16 protein-coding genes are annotated in these 19,660 nt (G+C 56.2%); 8 read left to right on the top strand and 8 right to left on the bottom strand.

Going from position 1 to position 19,660, the window contains the following annotated elements:
• Positions 1-87: 87 nt before the first annotated feature.
• From repC to FIU91_RS19155, 4 genes are all read right to left on the bottom strand, one after another.
• Positions 88-1,371, bottom strand: coding sequence for a plasmid replication protein RepC (repC, locus tag FIU91_RS19170; RefSeq protein WP_152456218.1), 1,284 nt, complete (start codon positions 1,369-1,371; stop codon positions 88-90).
• Between the two features lie 235 nt (positions 1,372-1,606).
• Complete coding sequence (locus FIU91_RS19165) at positions 1,607-2,650, bottom strand: ParB N-terminal domain-containing protein (RefSeq protein ID WP_152456216.1); 1,044 nt, start codon at positions 2,648-2,650, stop codon at positions 1,607-1,609.
• Positions 2,647-4,002, bottom strand: a complete 1,356-nt coding sequence (locus FIU91_RS19160; RefSeq protein ID WP_172975074.1) for a ParA family protein — start codon at positions 4,000-4,002, stop codon at positions 2,647-2,649. The genes FIU91_RS19165 and FIU91_RS19160 overlap by 4 nt, the downstream gene beginning before the upstream one ends.
• Positions 4,003-4,229: 227 nt before the next feature.
• A complete protein-coding gene (locus FIU91_RS19155; RefSeq protein ID WP_152456214.1) occupies positions 4,230-4,568 on the bottom strand; it encodes a DUF736 family protein in 339 nt (112 codons plus the stop codon).
• A 382-nt stretch (positions 4,569-4,950) separates the two neighbouring features.
• Between FIU91_RS19155 and FIU91_RS19150 the strand changes: the two genes are divergently transcribed.
• Positions 4,951-6,363, top strand: a complete 1,413-nt coding sequence (locus FIU91_RS19150) for a hypothetical protein (protein WP_152456212.1) — start codon at positions 4,951-4,953, stop codon at positions 6,361-6,363.
• Positions 6,364-6,616: 253 nt separating this feature from the next.
• On the opposite strand, the gene FIU91_RS19145 is transcribed toward FIU91_RS19150, so the two are convergent.
• Positions 6,617-8,482, bottom strand: coding sequence for a ParB/RepB/Spo0J family partition protein (locus tag FIU91_RS19145; protein ID WP_152456210.1), 1,866 nt, complete (start codon positions 8,480-8,482; stop codon positions 6,617-6,619).
• Positions 8,483-8,604: 122 nt separating this feature from the next.
• Positions 8,605-8,973 carry a phosphoglycerate kinase gene (locus FIU91_RS19140; protein WP_152456208.1) on the bottom strand — a complete coding sequence of 123 codons (369 nt, stop codon included), beginning with the start codon at positions 8,971-8,973 and terminating at the stop codon, positions 8,605-8,607.
• Positions 8,974-9,574: 601 nt separating this feature from the next.
• Here FIU91_RS19140 and FIU91_RS19135 point away from each other — a divergent pair.
• The 4 genes from FIU91_RS19135 to FIU91_RS19120 all read left to right on the top strand — a co-directional run bounded on the left by FIU91_RS19135 (position 9,575) and on the right by FIU91_RS19120 (position 14,151).
• Positions 9,575-10,912 (top strand): hypothetical protein, encoded by a 1,338-nt coding sequence (locus FIU91_RS19135; RefSeq protein WP_152456206.1) that lies wholly within the window; start codon positions 9,575-9,577, stop codon positions 10,910-10,912.
• A 3-nt stretch (positions 10,913-10,915) separates the two neighbouring features.
• A complete protein-coding gene (locus FIU91_RS19130) occupies positions 10,916-11,254 on the top strand; it encodes an antitoxin Xre/MbcA/ParS toxin-binding domain-containing protein (RefSeq protein WP_152456204.1) in 339 nt (112 codons plus the stop codon).
• A gap of 9 nt (positions 11,255-11,263) precedes the next feature.
• Entirely contained in the window at positions 11,264-11,812 is a 549-nt protein-coding gene (locus FIU91_RS19125; protein ID WP_152456322.1) for an RES family NAD+ phosphorylase, read from the top strand.
• A gap of 413 nt (positions 11,813-12,225) precedes the next feature.
• Positions 12,226-14,151 carry an ATP-binding protein gene (locus FIU91_RS19120; protein ID WP_152456320.1) on the top strand — a complete coding sequence of 642 codons (1,926 nt, stop codon included), beginning with the start codon at positions 12,226-12,228 and terminating at the stop codon, positions 14,149-14,151.
• A 38-nt stretch (positions 14,152-14,189) separates the two neighbouring features.
• On the opposite strand, the gene FIU91_RS19115 is transcribed toward FIU91_RS19120, so the two are convergent.
• Positions 14,190-14,546: a hypothetical protein gene (locus FIU91_RS19115; RefSeq protein WP_152456318.1), complete on the bottom strand. Its 357-nt coding sequence runs from the start codon at positions 14,544-14,546 to the stop codon at positions 14,190-14,192.
• A 151-nt stretch (positions 14,547-14,697) separates the two neighbouring features.
• Here FIU91_RS19115 and FIU91_RS19110 point away from each other — a divergent pair, with 151 nt between their 5' ends.
• Together FIU91_RS19110 and FIU91_RS19105 are read left to right on the top strand one after the other, a co-directional pair.
• Positions 14,698-16,467: an ATP-binding protein gene (locus tag FIU91_RS19110; RefSeq protein ID WP_152456316.1), complete on the top strand. Its 1,770-nt coding sequence runs from the start codon at positions 14,698-14,700 to the stop codon at positions 16,465-16,467.
• On the top strand, positions 16,464-18,452 hold the full coding sequence (locus FIU91_RS19105; protein ID WP_152463812.1) for a Druantia anti-phage system protein DruA: 1,989 nt from the start codon (positions 16,464-16,466) through the stop codon (positions 18,450-18,452). Before FIU91_RS19110 ends, FIU91_RS19105 begins: the two co-directional genes overlap by 4 nt.
• Here FIU91_RS19105 and FIU91_RS19100 read toward each other — a convergent pair.
• Positions 18,424-19,005, bottom strand: a complete 582-nt coding sequence (locus FIU91_RS19100) for a sigma-70 family RNA polymerase sigma factor (RefSeq protein WP_152456312.1) — start codon at positions 19,003-19,005, stop codon at positions 18,424-18,426. The genes FIU91_RS19105 and FIU91_RS19100 overlap by 29 nt on opposite strands.
• Before the next feature lie 330 nt (positions 19,006-19,335).
• Between FIU91_RS19100 and FIU91_RS19590 the strand changes: the two genes are divergently transcribed.
• On the top strand, positions 19,336-19,506 hold the full coding sequence (locus FIU91_RS19590; protein WP_172976605.1) for a hypothetical protein: 171 nt from the start codon (positions 19,336-19,338) through the stop codon (positions 19,504-19,506).
• The last annotated feature ends 154 nt before the right edge of the window (positions 19,507-19,660 follow it).

Here is a 19,660-nt window from a genome sequence, read left to right as displayed (position 1 = left end):
ATGTCAATATTCACTGTTCAGCAAACTTGTGCACACCGACATCCCGAGCGACCAAGCCCATCTTCAGCAAACTCGGTGGCGCCCCAATCACGCCGCCTGCCCGCTGAGCCTGCCATAGAAGCTACGTTCGAGATGCAACTCCCCTGCCCCGGCTTTTTGGACAATGCCGCGCAGATAGCCGCCCGGAGAAGCCACTTCACCGGCGCAGTGTTTGTCGAAGGTCAGAACCAGTGCTGCTGTCGCGATTTGAGGCCCAAGTCGATCCTGAGCGAGGTTCCAGGCGTGCTCCGAGACGCCGATCATTGGCCTCAACTGCCCGGCAACCCGGTGCAAATCGCCCCAATCCTTCAGATACCCGCCCATATTGCGCGCCCAGGACGCGAATTCGGGACAAGCCTGCATGACAGTCGGCAAATCAAGCGCTGCCCCGCGTTTCTTCCGCGTCTCGGCAACCCAATCTTCCAACTCCCTATCAACCTGCTCTTCCGGTGGCGCATTTGGCACCACGCCCGCCGTTTGCTCAGTTTCTGAGCGATTACAGGTTACAGGATTAAGTTGGGTTGTAATTAGTATATGAGGTTCAGAATTGACCTCCCTGGGGTTCATTTCTCGAGTCTTTTCACCGACTTGTCTGGTAATTTCAGTGGTGTTTTCCACAACTTCATCCGCCCGAACTGCCTTGAGATAGGTCGCCTCGACGCGCTCCTGAAGCTCCCTGAACCATGCCAGGAGCCGCTCAAGCGTCTCAGAACCCGTGTTCCGACGTGGCAACCGGTCCAGAAGATCCTCAAACATCCCTGAAAGATGCTCCCAGGGCCCTCTCAGCGCCGCGTGAGACGCCGCTTCGATCCGGGCGCGGATCATCCGGCGCGCAACGGTGATCTGACGCTTCAGGCGCTGGCAGAACTCACGCTCGGCCTGCAATTCAGCCTGGAGTTGCTCGAATTCCTCAACACGTGCTGACAGCGGCGACAGATCGAAGCCGTAGGCCTCGATGATGCGCCCGTCAGCGTCCCTATGGCCCCACCGTTTGCCGTTGGGGCTGTCCTTGAAGGAAATCACGCCGATCTCGGCCAGACGCCGCGCATGGCGCTTGAGCGCTGATAGCGAGAAGCCCGTCTGCTCCATCAGATAGGCGTTGGACGCCCAGACGATCGGGCGCTGCCCCTCTTCCCAGTCCTGGGCCTGTGTGAAGGCCCCAAGGGTATCGAGGAGCAGCATATCGCCGGCCTTGAGGCCGATGTGGGCGCCTACGCGCTTTACCGCCACGAAGGCCTGTGTTTTGGGTACAGCTAGCCGTTCACCGGCTTGGGCAAGTTGCTCTGCAATGCCAAGGCCCGGTGTCGGCTTGCGCCAACCAGAATGTTTCATGAGATGTTTTCGCCTCCTCTGCTCAATGGAAGGCAAAAGAAACCCGTTCGCTCAGGAGCGTTCGTCATTGACAGTGATTCGCCGGAGAACTATCTTGATAGTGACCAAACAATCTCGATTAGCTCTCAGGCCCTCAGCTTGGGGGCTTTTCTTTTGCCGTTATCTCAAAGCATATGCGCTCCTGTTTCTTACCTCGTTTTTGACCGAAGATGACCGTCTTCGCGGCTCCTGCCTCTTACTTCGATCCATGTTTATTCAGATATTCTGCGATGACGTCACTCAATCCGTTGAGAATATCCTCATCCAATATAAGCCCCGAAGCGGCGACAGAGAGCTTGCCTCCCTGCCCCGTCACGCTCAGTTTTCGCGACCCAATCTTTCGCTGAATGGTGAGCTTCTTGGGCTTTGATGGCTTTTTCTGACCAGGTTTTGGCGGCTTCCCGGACAGGTCGTTTAGAACCCCTTCGAGATCACGATGACTAAGCTCGTAGACATCTTTGCACGCGTGCAAAATCTCATCCCTCGCCGCGTAAACCGCGCGGCCGCGAGATACGGCACTGTTGTGCACACCTACGCGTTTTGCGAACTCGGTCGCTGTGAGCTTCTCGTCCTGGGTTGCTTCCTGAAGCCGCTCAAACATCTCTCCGATCGACACCAAACGCTCAAACGCGCTCAGGTTCTCACGTTCCTCGTTTTCTCGAAACCGCATGAACAGCATCTCGAACTGCTCTTCTCGGGAACCCCGGTGCGACTGTGGGACGAGTACGGCCCGCACTGGACGGCCCAATGCTTCAAGTATCGCATGGCGTCGGCGCCCAACGATCAGATGGAACACGACCCCTTCCACTCTCTCGGGCTCGCGCTCGTCCGGCCGCCAATTCGGATCCGCTGGCCAGACATGAATAGGTGTATCTTGGCCGTTTTTCTCAATGCTCTCCTTGAGCTTCTCGTATGCCTCCTGATCGCGCCAATCTTCACGCCGATCCGAACCGATCACATCAACAATCTGAGACGCATCGAGTTGCAACTCATGACGACCGGAAAGGATCTGCTCCACAATCTGGGCGCGTTCGACTTGGAGGATTTGGCTGGCATCTGACAGTGCACCAGCTTTCCAAGCGCTACCAGAGCCGCCCAAACGCGGCTTGACCCCTCCGACCAGATTCGCTTCGCCAACAGAAGTTGGATCCGTGGCTTCCGTATCAGAAACAGCAGGCACCTCTTCATCTGGGCGCACAGCTTTCTTCTTGAGGACCGAACTGCTCAACGTTCTCTTCATTCGGTTTCCTCCTCAAAGTCGTAAAACTTCTGCATCCATTCATCCGCGTATCCGCGCTCGAGCCCAGGCCAAAGACGCGAAACGATCGCATCGTTCACAGCGTCAGCGTTTTCAATGAAGCGATTGATGCCCTTGCGCTTGCCAGGCGTATCCGGATCGTACTCATAGACTGACTGATATACATCCGAGGCGTTCGAAATCGCATCAGAGCGGAGATAAAACACCGGCAATACTTCGTCGGGGCAATTCTCCAGAAGATTACCGACTTGCGTGAGGTCTTGTTCATTTGTCCGCTGCACAATAGTGGGCAACAGCATATGCGCAGCGCCCCCCATATCGATGCGATCAGTCGCAAAGATATGACGCAGCATGGTGAGCAGACCCGTCACGAAAGTGGAGAGGGTCGCGATGTCGAAACCCTTCATCGTCTGCGGAATAATGAGCGACGTGGACGCCATGACATTGTTTAGCTGAAAGAGTGTCAGCGCGGGCTGATAGTCGATAATGATGCAATCCAGCGTTTCGTTCAGAGCGCGATCAAGTTTTTTCGGGTCAACCCGCCCATCAGCCACCAATTCATTCGGACGGGTGATGGGGGGGTGTCCTTCCTTCCAGCGATCGATGGAGTCTCTGAGGAACCTGTAAAAGCGCTTCTCCGGAGTCCCCGCACGTAGCAGCCTGGCGATCTGAATTTCGCCTTCAGAGGTTTCGCCATGGGCTGGGACCAACCTCACGCCCGGCCAGGACGTGCGCTTGAAGAAGCTGTCGAGCGTTTCCGCATCGTAATCGGTATAGGGGACGTTTTCGTCTGTTTGAAAAAGCCCTGCAAAATCCACCATGGTCGGCGTTTCATCGTCCAGCAATGTTGGCATTTCCTCACCGCCCACGAAATAGAGCGTGATCGTGCTTTGCGGGTCAGCATCCATGACGCCCACACGCATACCGTAATGCAGGCTCAGATACTGCGCGAAATGCGCGGCGCTCAGCGACTTTGCAGTGCCGCCTTTCTGGCTCGCAAACGAAATGACAGGCAGTGGATCATCAGGCTTTCGCCATGCAAGGAAGTGTTCCGGCCGTTTGGCCGTCGCTGCCATCAAGGCCCGGATGTGCATCAGTTCGGCAAGCGTGAACACACGTTCTCGCCCGACATGTTTACCGGCTGGAAAATCCTCGTTGTCCTTGGCGAACTTTGTCAGATGCTGGTGGCTGATATTCAAAAACCGCGCGCATTGGCGCATCGACCAAGAGCGCTTGATACGCTCACGCATCGTCAGTTCTTTGTTGACCGAGACCATGGTTCGGCCGAGGCCTCGTTCGAGTTCTTGAAGAAACTGTTCTATACTGCCGCTCATGACACCGCTCTCTTTCGATTCTCTCCCGGAATCGCTTCCCAAGCTTAATAGCACGGTTTTCCGCCAAATGTACATATATTGTACGCCTACGTGAATTTCGGCGCACAATATGGGCTATACAGCGATGAGTATCGCACGGCAACCGGCACATGCTGTGAATTTTGCACGCGTGCAAAATTGCTCTTCAAGCCTGGGGCGCTGGCCGGGATACCGGCCAGCGCAATGGGTCAGGTCGCTTCCTTTGGGCCCCAGGGGATCACTGCCTGAAGCGTGTCATCTTCCTGATTTGCGGCTTTGCCGAGGTTCGCGTTGAACCCGAAGTCACGGATCGTCAGCGTAAAGTAATCGGCGCCAGTGTCGCGGTTCTGTTTCTTCCAAATGCCACCACACTCGACCAGGCGGCCACGAGGCGAACGGCCAAAGACGCGGTGAGTGGGGGCCATGGGGTTGTCGCTTGTGACCGGCTCCACGGTGATGTCGATGTCGAAGGTCAGGGTTGAGATCGAACCAACGCCTTTGGCGGTTTCGATGTCGGCGCTTGTGAATTTGATGCTGTTGGTGGTCATTGCTGCTTTCCTTTTCTGGTGTTGCAATGATGGTCAGAGGGCAGGGGCAGCGACCTAAAAAACACCGAAGGCGCAGCGAAGCGAAGAAGGGCAGGGTGCCTGAATTTTGCCGCGCGAGGAATGCACGAAGGGCAGGGGAAAATTCCGGCAACGGCCCTTTGTGTTTTTGGGCGGACCTGCGACCAGCATGATATGCGACACCCAGGAAACGAAGGCGGTAACACCAACCAGCACGTCATTTGCGCCCAAAGTCGATCCGCAAAAGCTTTTGAACTCTTACGAGTTGACCTTTCATGACCGGCCTTGAGATGTCACATCAAAGACCCCCAAACCATCTGTCATGCGCGATTCGGCGATAGCCCGGCGGTTGAGAGGAGCATTTATGGAAGAGATTACAGAACTGCGTTTCAACGCATTGGCCGGCTATGCAAGACAGCCTCAAGCCGCGCTGACCGGCGAAGATCTCGCTTACTTCGCAGCCGAGGATGGCAGCATTCTTGGCCTGATCATACGGGATCTTGAAGATGGCGACTTCGCGGGCATGGCCTTTGGCCGTGACGCAAAGTTGCGTTTTCGCTGGACGTCGATGACGGAGTTTTTTGAGACCCCAGATCAGGCGCACGGCGCCTTGGAAAGGCTGATCACTGAGTTGCTCGTCGAACCGGAGGAGTTTCACCACCAAGGCGATGAGGAAGGTGATCCGGTGGATTTCTTCGCTCCTGTGCACGCACCGGAAGCGCTGCATCCGGACTTCCAACAGGTTGCATCCGAGATGGGCTTCTATCCTGCTCGGGGTATTATTGAACCCATGATGCGGTGGCACGAAGATCTGGATGGAAACTTCGTGGAGCAGTTTCAGTCCACAGCTTTCGACCAGAGGATATGGGAACTCTACCTTTTTGCGACGCTTGTCGAACTTGGTTTCGTTTTCGATACGGGTCATGCCGTGCCTGATTTCATCGGCCAAAGCCTGTTTGGGCAAATCGCCGTCGAGGCCGTAACGGTTGGCCCAACCAGACAGGGAGCGCAAATCGTGCCGCCACCGCCTCTTGAGACCGAGGAAGACAGGGAAGCATTCTTGAAGCACTATATGCCGATCAAGTTCGGTAGCCCATTGTTCAGCAAATTGAGGAAAAAATATTGGGAGAAAGAGCAAATCACGGGGATGCCGTTGGTATTTGCCGTTGCGGATTTCTCTTCTCCTGGCTCCATGATCTATACCCGGTCCGCATTGGAGCGATATCTCTATGGCTATTCCTATGAGGCAACACATGATGCGCAAGGAAAACCAATCGGGAAGCAAACAAAGATCGCCGAGCATCGTTGGGGAAACAAAGTGGTGCCCTCAGGCTTTTTTGACATTCCAGGCGCAGAACATGTGAGCGCTGTGATTTCCACGACAGCTGGCACGATTTCGAAGTTCAACCGGATGGGGGTTTTGGCGGGCTTTGATGCAGGTGACGTCATGATGATACGTACCGGCACAGTCGTGGACCCCGATCCAGAAGCAACTCATCCGCTGGTTTTCAAGGCGCTGGTGAACGCGGAAGGGTACCGCGAGAACTGGGTGGAAGGGTTGAACGTCTATCATAATCCACGCGCTGCCGTACCCCTCGATGAGCATTTGATACCTGGCGCTGCACATCACCATTGCGACGCAGACGGCAACTGGACCACATCGGCCCCGCGATTCCACCCACTGGCATCCCAAACCCAAATCCTGGGAGGTGTGAATGTCGCTGAAGAGCTCTCAGGTTTTGACGGACCTGCGATCCGGTTTTGGAAGAAACCTTAGGTTTAAATCGTAACTTGGAAGCATTTCAGATATTATTTCAAATACTTACACCCAAGATGATCACTTAGGAAGTAAAGATCGCACCGCCCAAGCGGTGCTCCCGCGCGGACAGCGCCGGTCCGGCGGCGGGGCAGGGGGCTTGTCCTTCTGACCCGCCGCCGGACAATTTTGGAGGCTTCGCATTTCACCACTAACCTGACAAAAAAGACCCCGCGTGATGCGGGGCCAGTTGGTCCTTCCCACGAAGGAGCCGTCAGGTGCAGTCGGGCACCCATTTGTCGAGGTTGGCTTTTTGATCCGGCGTCATGCCCATCAGCTTCTGGGTGGTGGGGTCACTCACGAGCTTTTCCATCTTCTCGGCCTTTTCCGCCTTCTTGAGCTTGGCGAAACCGGCGACACGTTCGTCGCGGGCATCACAGTCGAGGAACTCGCAAAGCAGATCGACCAGATGACCCGCTGGCACCCGCGAGAAGAAATTCTCCGCCGTGGGCGTCCAATGCTTGCGGATATCGGCTCCGGCCTCGTCTGCGATCAGGCAAAAGAATTCCGCGCCACCAGCCCGATAGGGCAGGGTGCGTGCGATCGCCTCGGTGATCTGGGCATTGCGGGCCTTCTTCCCGTCCTCGCGGAAGGTGGCGAAGGCCTCGGAAAGGTCTTCGACACGGGTGCCTTTCTGCCAGTATTCGCTGGCATCAATCCCATGTTCAAGGCGTGGCTCTCGGGCGAACCCATCCTCAACGCTTGGCACATTGGTTGGGCGGTCCAGCCGAATGCCGAAGAGGCTCTCAAAGCTGCCCGATGCTTCCGACAGTCCGAACCCCAACAGGTCCAGAACCAGTTCCGGTTTGGCCAGAAGGGCCGCCTGCACCGACGCCAGCCGGATTGCCTGCATATCCGCCATCAGCTTTTGCGAGTAAGGGGATTTCGAGGCCTCAGACTTGGCGGTCTGCGGCGCTTGCAGGACACCCGCCTCAATGGCGGCTTTCTTGTCCTCGGGACGGACCAGACCGGCTGTGATCTCCAGTTTGCCTGAGCCGTTCACAAGGAGGATGCAACCCGCATGGGCTTTCTGATCCATGGAATAGTCGCCGTCGAGAAGGGCCTGCAACTCGGAGAGCCGTGCTTCACCCTCCTCGTCCAGAACCCCGCCATTGGCCAGTTCTGCCAGTTCGTCGTATTCCTGCGTCTCTTCCTCGGTCAGATCACCCTCGACGGGATAGAGACGGGCCAGTTTCATCTGATCCAGCTCATAGTAGTTGAGCCAGGCCTCGGGTCGGGCTTCGGCCCACGCCCAGCTTTGGGCTTCGACCAGATCGGCGCGGGCCGCTTCCAGTTTCTCGGTGAATAGCCGATCCAGAAGGGCAGGGGAGGCGAGAAAGACCTCCTCGGAGAACAGATCGCGCGTGACTGTGCCTCCCTCGGCCTCATAGGCCTCGACGCCCACAAACTTGACGCGGCGGTCAGTGGCCTTGATGGCATCGGGATGCAGCGCATTCTTGATGGCACTCTCGGACACCGCCTGTCCTTTGACCTGATCCAGTAGGTTCAAGGTGAGCGCTTCATCATCGGAAAGCGTGAAGGCCTTGGCCGTGCCGAGGCTGATCTCACCCGCCGCCAGCGCCTCCAATACCGGCTCGGGCAAGCCAGCCAGCGCCAGTCTCTGGTAGACACGGGCCTCGGTTACGGCAAAGGCGAGGGCAATTTCAGGGACGGTGGCCCCGCGCGATTTCATGCGACCGTAGGCGCGGATTTCGTCGGCGGGGGTCATGTCTTCGCGGGCGGCATTCTCGGCGCTGGCCCAATCCTCGGCCTCTGCGGCATCAGCGGCCAGCTTGACCGGCACCGTGGTGAAGGGATGGGCCTTGGAGCGTGCCGCAATCATCTGGATGGCGCGGAGACGGCAGCCGCCCGCGACGATCCCGACCTTGCCGTCTTCGTCCATGAGACCGGCGAGATTGTGAATGAGGCCGAAGCGCTCAATGCTGTCGGCAAGGCTTTCGATATGGGCCTCGGAAACGGCTTTGCGCGGGTTCAGATCGGAGATGAAGAGCATCTCTAAGGGGATTTGCAAGATCACAGCGCTGGCGGTGTCTGCGTGGATGGTTTGTTGCTTGGTCATTGGATTTTCCTTTCGGATGGATGTCAGGCCCGCTCGTCGCGCTTCACGGGCGCTCGGCGGCTGGGTTTGTTGATGGGGTAGGGGAGGGGGCCGGAACGCTTAGACGCCCCGGCCCAGTGGCGTCACCACCAGCACGAATAGATCACGGTCGATCCCAGCGCGATCTCGGCCCGCGCCCATGCGCAGAATTCGAGATCGTAGTCGCGGGACTCAGCCGCCACCTCGTCCTGAAACTGATGGCCATAGAAGAACCCGCCCTCGCAATGGGGCAGGGCGCTTCCCTTCACGGCTTGTTCCAGCGTGTCGATGTCGGCGGTTTCCAGTTTCAACTCACCGCAATTCAGATCGGAAGCCGAAAGCCCTGTCCGCTCGGTGTAGAGCGCCTCCATGAAGGTCTGCAGCTTGGAATGCTTGCGCCAGACGAATTTCGGGCTTTCGCCTTCGTCTCCGCTTTCGGGGGTTTTGACATATGCGTATTGATCAAGGCCCATGGCCTACTCCTTTCGTGGTTACAGCGGCGCGGCATCTATTTTGTTGTGACCTCTCGGCCCTGTCCGCTTCCGCCAGTGGCGGAGGCCTCGACTGATCTGTCAGTCCGAAAAGCCCACGTGCTTTTCGGCTGGGCAGAGCAGGTGAGGGCGATAGCCCGTCCTGCGGCCGGACGGCGGCCCGACACGAGGGGGCCGGAGCGGTGAAATCGGGAGGGGCCCACGCGCTCGCGTGGGAGGAACCGGATTTCTCCGTGAAGGCTGGCGCGGAACGCGACACCAGAGCCCCTGTTCGGGGCGCCGGCCGGATGGCAGGCGGAATTCAAACAAAGCAAACCTGCAAGCCGGGTTAGAGCAGAGCGGAAGCCCGGCTGACCGCTGGTTCAAGCGATCGCGGTTTCGCCCGCGATCTCACCTGAAACATGCACGAAGGATCGTATCCCGCATGGGCGGAGACGCGGGTTGCGTGGCTCCGGGCGCAGCCAAGAGCCTGATCAGCGCCAAAGCGCTGGCGTGCCCAGACAAGACGGAAGCTCCACCTAATATTGACTTTTCATTTCGGTTTCACTAAGTCTTTTTGTGAAACCGCTATGGAACCACACCAATGAGCACTGTCATTGTTCCCTTCCCCAAAGACCAACGACTGCGCACCCCCCTTGCGCAGTACTTTCGAGTGGGAGAATTCCATCGTCAGTTTGGCGAGATGCTTGCGGCCGGACATCTAAAGGCGACTCGAACTGTGTTTGAGGCCGGGCGACTCAAGCGACAGGCGTCGTTGGCGAAAGAACTCAAAGACGAAGGCATCGAAGTCACTCTCGACACCTGCGCAGCCGAGCTCTCCAGCATCGCGCGACACAAAACTTTCGTTCGCCATGCACCCTGGCTTGGTGACCGACAGGGCAAAGTTCTGACGCCAGATGACTTCGGTGATGATGAATTGATCGAACGTATCGCGAGAATGGCCGTTTCCCTTGGCGCTGATAGGATCTTGGCACCAACGCATTTTCTTGGAGATCGTGACTTTGATGGCTGGATGCGTGTGGACGCAAACGCATGTGTGCTGCTCAGGCGCGCATTGGACCGGCTTGGAGGCGGACGCATCCGCATCGACTACCCAATAATTCACACGGTCCAGGGTCTCACTGACGCAAAAGCCAGGAAAGAGCTTTCGGAAACTGTCTCAAATCTCCCAGTGGATGCCATTTGGATGCGCCTATCCGGTCTCGGGAAAGAGCCCGGCCCCCAGAAGGTCAGGTCGTTCATTCGGATGTTGAGCGGGCTACACAACCTTGGGAAGCCTATCGTTCTTGACTACTGTGCCGGCTTGAACGGCGAGGCCGCAGAAGCTTTTGGAGTGGCATCGGGTACGGCCAGCGGCATCCTTGAGCTTGACCAATTCAATGCGCGTGATTGGCACAAGCCGCCAAAGGCCCCTGACCCCGATGCCGAGTTCGGCCGGGCGCGGATTGTACCTCTTCTCGGAATGGGCAAAGGATTTCGCGCCAACGACTTCGAAGCTCTAGCCAGCGCCAGGGGCGGGCGGAAGCTTCTCCTTCAGAGTGAATACGTCAGCGTGCCAAGCATTCAGGAAATGATAACGAACCGGAGGCAAATGCAGGCCATACATCTTGTGCGTTCACAAGATGCCCTTCAGGAAGTGCCTGACCTGAACCGCGCAGGGCATTTCCTGTCGAAAACGGTTTCCAGCGTCGAACGACGAGCAAAAGATATCAGCTTCCTAAAACCGAGCGAGGCACAGGCTAAAGCACTGAAAGTTGACTTGGAAAGCCTGCTCAGACGGACACGTGACCATGCATCAACTGTAGGAAAGGTTGCGGACGCCCTCGAGAAACTGCATGAGGAGCGCGGAGCGGATTCGGCGCGAGCCCGAGCATGCGATTTTAACGTTCCCCAAGCGTCGCAACGCGGCGATCAGAGGTAAGAAATGCAATCAGCTGTCACAAGATACATCGGCGAACTCGCCGAAATCGGAGGCCTGAGGGGAACCGATATTGCCAACATTACCGATGTCTCAAAGGCAACCGTATCGCGTTGGAAAGCCGGCGATATCAAACCTCAGCCAAAGAATGAACTGATCCTATCTGACCTTTACTACATCGTCGGTCGGCTGAATGAGTATTACTCACCTGAAGAAGTGCGCGCATGGCTCTACGCACGCCATCCCCAACTTGGTGGTGAGCGGGCAATGGACCTGATTCACAGCGATCGAAGCCTCGAAGTGCTCGCGGTGATCGACCGCTTGGACAACGACGTCTACGTTTAAGGAAGTCAGATGGTGAAAGCGCGCCGCGACAACAGGCTGATCGATGCGCTGGAGGCCATTGAACCGGTCCAATTCGAAGGCAATGTATGGCGACTGGTACGAGACGGTCGTGATCCGCTTCAATGCAGTGCCTCAGGTGGCCGGTGGGATGATGGAAGCTTTGACGTACTTTATACGTCGATGACGGAAGTCGGTGCTCTGGAAGAAATGCGATTTCACTTGATGCGTGGCCAACCCGTGATGCCGAGCAAGGTCAAGTATCGCATGTTTGAACTCGGTCTGACTCTCGAACGTGCATTGCGATTCCTTGATCTGGAAGCGCTAGGTTCCGTCGGCCTGAAAACCGAGACATTCGGACGACTATCCTATGAACAGAAGAACGACGAATATCCTCGCACACAAGAGATCGGGGAGGTTGCTCACTTTCTCGATTTCGATGGCTTGATCGTCCCATCTGCGCGTTCTGATGCAAAGAACGTTGTGGTCTTCTGCGATAAGGTAAGATCGCTTCCCGAGTCCAATGCAAAGGATCACGGCGTAGTGGACTGGGTTAGGTGAGAGTGCCTCCCAAGAGGATATGCTTCTTTGGACATCAACCGCATGATCGTCTGGTGAGGAGGAAGGAAAGTTGTGGGTTGAACGGTTGGCAGGTCAGTGGAACTCAGGATTGGAAACCTGCTAGCCGGGTTAGAGCGAAGCGGAGACTAGGCTTGCCGCTAGCCGAAGCGATCGCGGTCTCGGCCGCGATTCCACCAGAGGCGTGTACGAAGGATCGTCACCCGAATGGGCCGATACGCAATTCGGCTCACGCCACCTAGAGCCTAGTCGGCGCGACCGCGCCGGCGTGCCAGCGTTGGATCGAACCTGATCTCGCAATCTCGTGGACTTTTTTTGCACAAACCTGTCCATTGCACCCGATACTAATGGTGTTCGCCAGCCGTGATGTACGGCCATGACAAGGAGATACGAACATGACCAATTCGCAGAATTCCGAGATCAAGCGCCAGCAAAAATACCTGGACCGCCTTCCGGACAACTACCAGTTCCCCCTTTTCAACACCAAACAAGCGCTGCAATCGCAGCGGCAAAACGGGTACAAAAATACCGCCGCCGCCGCACGAGAGATTGTCGACAACGCCCTTGAAGCGGGCGCCAAACACGTTGATGTCGTTCTGTGCCGCCCGGATCAAAGGCACCTCAAGAAGCATGACCGTAAAAATGCGGTGTCAGCCGTCGCTTTCATCGATGACGGCTCGGGAATGCTCCCTCTTATGGCGCGCTATGCGTTGAGTTGGGGTGGAGGCACACACTTCGACGACCACGACTTCATCGGGAAGTTCGGGTTCGGGCTGCCGAATGCCTCGATCAACCAAACCACCAAAGTTGCGGTCTACACGCGAACCGACGCGAGCGAACCGATCACGGTGGTGGAACTTGATCTTGACGCTTTCGACGAGCACGGGTTGCAATCCATTCCCGAGCCGACCGAAGGCGAACTTCCAGATTTTGTGAGTGATGCTCTCAAACGCCAAGATCGAATGTTCGAAACGGGGACTGTCGTCGTTTGGGACAAGCCGGATAGACTGACGTATCGGATGGCACCGGATCTCAAGAGCCTTCTCATCGATGACTTTGGATCGACCTATCGTAATCACCTGAAGAACTTCACATTGATGGTGGATGGGACAGAGGTGGAAGCCGTGGATCCGCTCTTCACGTCACCTGGCATGAAGTATTTCGTGCCCGAAGATGAAGGTGGTGCGACCGTGACATTCGAAAGATCGTTGCCTCTCCGCTACTTCATCGACGAAGAGACAGGTGGTCGGCATTTGTCGAAGCCGGAGAAAGACGACGATTTGGATGTTGAGGGCGAAAAAACAATCGCCACAGGCGTTGCCCACATCCGGGTTGTCAGGTTGCCAGTTGGTTTTGCAGAGTCGAAAGCTAAGAAGAAGAAAGGGCTCACCGACGCTAACCGCCGCTTTGAAATCCGAAAGTCTCGGCGAGGCATGTGTTTCGTGCGCGCCGGCCGCGAGATCGAAACTCTTGATGCTTTCCCGAGGTCGGCAAAAGATCAGGCGTCTGGCCTGGGAAATTGGCCCTTGTTGCAGGGCTACGCCTACCACTGGGGCATCGAGGTTAGCTTTGAACCGAGCCTTGATGACGTCTTCGGGATCACGAATGACAAGCAGACGGTGAGGCCACTGGAAGATGTTTGGCGCATTCTGTCCCAAGAAGGGGTTGATGAAGCCCTCATGCGTGAAAACAACTGGCAGTCAAAAGCGCGTCGGAAAAAGCAAACCGAAAAAGCCAAGGAGGCTGACAAAGCACGAGAGAGCAAGCCTACCACAGGTGAATTGGCCGCGGCTGCTGCCAACGTTGTGAGCGGACGACCGCCGGCAGTTCCGGACACCAAGCAAGAAAGCGTCGACGAAGTCACCAAGATCGAAGTTGCGCGGCGCGCAAAAGAGACGAAAAAACAGGCCTCTGAAATCGAAGAAGCCATGAAGGAAGAACGCCGCCGTCGGCCTTATCGTGTGGCATTTGCTGAAGACCCGAACGGGCCATTCTATATGCCAGAGTATGGGCACAACGGGCAAGTGGTGGCCAAAATCAATACCACCCATCCCTTCTACACTCACGTGTATAGCCAGTTGGTCCAGAACTTCGGCGGTGAAAGGGCTCGGGACACGATCGATCTATTGCTTCTCATGCTGTCACAGTCAGAGTTGGAAGCGGAGGAAATGCTCGAGTTGTTCTATAGCGCTCAACGCATCGACAAATGGTCGCCGTTCTTGAGAAACGCTCTGACAATCCTGGAAAACGGTATTGCCGATACAGAGGATCCGGACGAGAATTTGGAACCCGACGGAGAACCGGACGAGGACGCAGCCTAAGGCCGCGACACGCTGACGAAACCGAAGGCCAGACCTGGCTAGGTCTGGCCTTCTCGCTGTTCAATTGCCTCCAAGACACGCCGGGCCGAAGCAAGTTCATCTTCGTCCATTGAGTGACCCTCGGCCGCCCCAGCACGCACAAGGTCTGCGAACTGGCCTTCCCAATATCCGAGAAAAAACTGCGCATCAGTGTCTTCTACATCGACTTGAAGATCGTACCGCGCAATGCGCTTTCCGTCCGCAATACACGACGCCACCCAGGCGGACAGGTCATCTTCGTGACCGTCCAAGGCGTTCGCCAGTATGTCCTGGAAGGCGGCCTCGGCATCGGGTGCAGACCGCAGGAATCTGGGAAAGCGTTCCTCAGTTTCGTAGACACAGAAGATGGTCTGCATAATCTCTCCCCGTTTGCCATCCCTCGTTTAGCCGATTACACAACACCTGCACAGATCGACTCATCACGACCGATACTGTGAACGGACTCTGTCCGAATTCAACCTTCACGCCCGCGGCGTAATGGTCGCTGCACCAAGGCAGGGGTAAGACATGACGAACTCCTCTCCGGGCTTCACCGCCCAGGAGGCGTATGTTGATACGCTCTCCAAAGAAAAATTCCCGTTTTCGCTGGCTGTCGGAGCCGCCTTCGTGCGCGGCATGCGTGAGATCGGGTACAAGAGCACAGCCACCGCGCTCTGTGAACTCATCGACAACTCTGAACAAGCTGGCGCCACGCGCGCAGACATCGTCTTCGGTTATGATCGCTCGGACAAGAAACCCGCGCGCCTAGCGGTGATTGACGACGGGCATGGCATGAGTTCGCGCATGCTTCGGGCGGCAGTGCTTTGGGGAGGAACGCACCGCGAAAACGACCGGAACGGCTTTGGCCGCTTTGGCTATGGTCTCCCAAGCGCCTGTGTGTCGCAAGGACGGTCGTTCACCGTGTTTTCCCGACCTGCGGGGGCGGGTTGGGCTTCGGTAACCGTGGATTTAGATGAAATCGCCGCTGGACGATACACCAATGAACACGGCCTCATTGTTGTGCCAAAGGCCGTAAAGGCAACACTGCCAGACTTCGTTGCCGAAGCGATTGGCGAGCACAGCGATCCAGACACGTTCACCGGAACAGTTGTCCTCATCGACAAATTGGACAAAATCGACCGCCGCACGACCTCAAAGATCGTCGATGTGCTTCTGACCCAGTTCGGCGTGATCTATCACAAGATCTCTGAGCGCTGCCAAATCACCGTCAACGGGCGCATCGTCGAGCCCATAGACCCGCTGTTCCTCACTCCTGGGTGCCGCTGGTACGATTTCGACGAAGACCGCGCCGTCCCTATCCCTCCGATCGATGTGAAGGTAAAACCCAAGGAAGATGGAACGTCTGGCGGCGTCATCCATGTCCGCCTTTCCTATCTTCCCTACGGATTTCAGCTCATCGACAAGTCAAAAAAAGGCACTTCGTCGGCCAATCTGAGTCCACGTTTCCATGTCATGCGGGACTACAACGGTGTAATCGTGTGTCGGAACGGTCGCGTGATTGAGGTCAAGAATTCCACCCCGTGGACGAGTTTCCAGAACAATGACCGCCACGTGCGAGTGGAGATTGACTTCCCTGCAACATTGGATGACGAGTTTGCCGTCAACACCTCCAAACAACGTGTCGATCTGTCCGAACGCATGTGGAACCACCTGCGCGAGGCGGGTGTTGAGCAGGCAATTGCGCAACTGAGACGTCTCTACAAGGAGAACCAGCAAGAGGCGACACTGAAAGACGAGGCGGCGGCCGATGGCCGCCTACCTTCCGAATGGGTGATGGAAGACGTCAAGCGAGACCTACCTCCCGGCGATCTCGAACGATTGGTATCACGTCAAGACGACAGCGATCTCCTAAAAGAGGCCAAACGACAGGATGCACATGGAGTCGTGCCATTTGACGTGGCGCTCTCATCACTGAAGTCATCGCTTGAAGGAAAATCCTACAAATTGGGGCACCGTGACGTACCCGGTGATCCCTTCTTCTCAGTAGAAAGTTTCGGCCCGACAACGATGCTTTGGCTGAACACAAGCCATCCTTGGTACCAAACAGTCTACTTTCATCCAGAGGCAACGCCACAAACCAGACGGGCCTGGGAACTGACGCTCTTTGTTATCGCAGAGCGGATCGTTCTCGGAACCAAAGAGCACGCCGCATTCTATCGCGCCGAGATCAAAAGGTGGTCCGAACGGTTAGAAACTGCCTGCACCACGATGACCGAACGGTACTTTGACCCGGCGGGCGTTGTTGAGTCCGCAGAGACGGCAGAGCAAAACCTGTGAGTGGCAATGTAAAGGAAACGATCCGAGAGATCGAAGCGGGCAAAGAATTCGAGCCCCTTGGGATGGCGCTCAGTCGCTGGGAGAAGGAGATCGTTCAATCATACATCGCGCATTGGAGACGCTCTTGTCCGACGGAACTGGCAAACCAATTGCGGTCTTTGGACAGGAAGTGGCGATCGACACGCCATATGCGCAGGGTTTGTGCGGTCGCTCTGATTCTTGCGGACCTGCTGGATCAGGACTGGCTCGTCACAGCCGAAAAGGGTGACATCTACGTTGTTCCTTCAGAGTTGCGGACGGATGTCGAGTTTGACCCAAGAAAGCACAAGGAGCGCCTTCGACGTTCACTTCGCAAGGGCCGAGACAAGCAAGTGCAGGAACCTAGCGTCCGCAGTTTCTTAAATTCCATGGAACGCGGCGGTGTTCTCAGCCTCATAGATAGCGGTGCCGATCTATTGAAGGAACTGCAGGCGCGACCGCACACCGTCGAAAGCTTGGCCGAGGTCATTGATCCCGAAGTCGTCGTTTGCGCACGCGATGTAACCGATGACGTAACCGGTCTAAACAGCCTCGATGTTTGGAGGTACTTTCGCCACACATGGTCGCTTGAGTATCGCCCAACACCCGGGCGGACAATGCCGATCATCATTCGGAACAGAGCGCGTCCAAATCGCCCGGTGATCGGGATTGCGCTTCTGGCCAGCCCGGTCATGCGGCTTCTTCAGCGCGATGCCTGGTTTGGCTGGTCGGCCGATGCATTGCGGCAAGGGCGTCAAGATGAGACTCAAAGTGTAAAACAATGGCTAGCCCAAGCAATGGCAGTACTGGAAAACGCCATTTCTGGGATACGGTATGACGATCTGATCTCTGCTGAGGCTGTAAAGAAGCCAACCAAGGATGACATCATTCTGCTTGAAAGAAAGGCAGCTGGCGCTGATGCCCTGAGGGCACGGCTTCTCGAAGAAGTTCATTCCGGCGAAGAAAGCACCTACCTCACCCGAGGAGCGGTAAAGGAGGCACTACCCGAAACAGATTGGTTGGAGGCCTCATCTGATCCACTGTTCATCAAGAAACGCGCCGAAGTCTTGGTTTCGTTACTGGACGCCAAGAGGTCTCTAATGAGCGTCAGCCGGAAGAAGCTTTCACGCGAGGCCTTGTTAGAATTCTTGGACAAGCGAGAAGGGGATCGCTTTCTAACGACAATCGCCCGAGAACGCCTCAAGCTGGCGGTTTCATCCCAACTCATGGATGTCGCAATTTGCGGTGCCATCCCGCCGTACAACCAACTGATTGGCGGAAAATTGGTCACTCTGCTTTTAACCAGCAAGGAAATCCAGAACGCTTATCGCACACGATATGGCGGTCAAGCCAGTATCATTGCCAGCCAGATGGCTGGCAGACCAGTAGTGAAAGAAGCCGAACTCACGTGTCTGACCACGTCGAGCCTCTATGGCAACGCCGGAAGTTCGCAGTACAACCGCCTGAGATTATCTGGTGAGGACCATCCAGAGCTCTCGAACGACATCTCCTGGCAGAGGATCGGAAAAACACGTGGATTTGGTTCGGTTCATTTGTCGAACGCGACTGTAGAGTGCTTGCGGGACGCCAGCGTTGATTTTCACGGGGCGCGACGGATCAACAGCCGATTTGGCGAGGGAACCAACCCGAGGATGCGCCAGATCCGCGAAGGTCTCGAGGCCCTGGGCATAGAAAGTGACCGGGTTTTGGCACACTCAACACCGCGTATCCTCTATGGTTGCAAACTGACCGGGACCAATTCGGCCAAGGCGATTTCGAAAGCCTGGATCCGTCGTTGGTTGATCGGGCGCGTGGGACGCGACGATCTGGCGGCACGATTGTTGCCATTGGGTCCGAAATCGGTGTCTGACGAACTTGCCAGTGACGGTGAGGGGCAGTTTGTGCTGCCCCTCGAGGACGGGACTGTCCACAGTCGTTCTAGTTCAGCCTCTGCCGGAACGCATTGAGCGCGCGATATGCACGTGTCCGTTCAACGTCGGTCTCGTCGCAGGCTTCCTTGAACGATGCTCCGTTCCAATGGACTTCGATCAAAAGATTTCGCAGCAGGGCAGGGGCCATTTCCAGAACGTGCTGCGCATCGAGGTAGTTTTCGACATCTGAAGCGCGCATGCCGATATTGGGGGCGCCATCACAATCGTCTGTCTCATCAATATATTCATCAAAGGTAAACACAGTGTCTGCTGGCGCGGATCGCGGGCGATAAATCATGGGCTGCTCGGCCAGGACTACGCGCCGGGCCTCTTTGACGATGTTTGCAAGATACGTCGACGGCGCGTAGTCCGGGTCGTAGGAACCGGGCTTGGCCTTGAGAAGTTGGATGCAGACCTCCGCGTAGATCTGGTCATAGATTTCGTCCGACAACTTTTCGCCAGCATGACGCCGGATGAGATACTGAACAAGCCGGTTGTCGCGGAAAAAAACTTTGACTGCTTCAGGGTCAATGTTCCCCACGACAACCGCAAGGTTGGCGGGCGCATTCTGCATGTACTGGGTATTCACGTTCGCTCCAATCACTGTGATCGCTTCAGGTTCGTGACCTTCAGCGAGCACAGCGCTCGGGCGTCATGGCAGCGTCTTGGCTGCACCTGCACCGCGTCCGGTCTACATTAGTATAGGTTCAAAATGGCTTGGGTGTGCAAGGTTCTTTTTCAGTGAAAGACTTGACCATGCAGAGTACCCAGTAACCGGGCGAACGACGTAGCCGTTGGTTTTCTTGCCATTACTTAACATAATAAACCTTATGCGTTTTTGATTTGTATGTCGGAGCGCGCTACCCTGAAGTGCGACTCCTATTAGAAAACAATGAGTTATCTAATAGGAGAATATCGCATGGGAGCCGTTTACACGCAACTATCACTGCAAGAACGCCGTAAGATCGAGAACTGGTGGCAAGCCGAGATGGCGATCTTCGAAAATATCAATGGCTTCTACAATCCACGTCGACGGCACTCAGCACTAGGCTGGAAAAGCCCGGTCGCTTTTGAACGGAAGGTGGCTTAAACGAGCACTTGGAGTGGCACGAAAACGTGGCAGGTCCATTCCGCCCTTGGCGGCAGACCGCCAGCCGTGGTCTATTGGCTGAGAAATGACAAAAACCAACCTGATCAGCAGGAGCAGAGAGTAGCTTAATCTACGCCGGAAATTGTCCAAGAGA

The organism is Roseivivax sp. THAF30, from assembly GCF_009363575.1.
Taxonomy (GTDB): Bacteria; Pseudomonadota; Alphaproteobacteria; order Rhodobacterales; family Rhodobacteraceae; genus Roseivivax; species Roseivivax halotolerans.
This window is presented reverse-complemented; position numbering and strand designations above follow the sequence as displayed.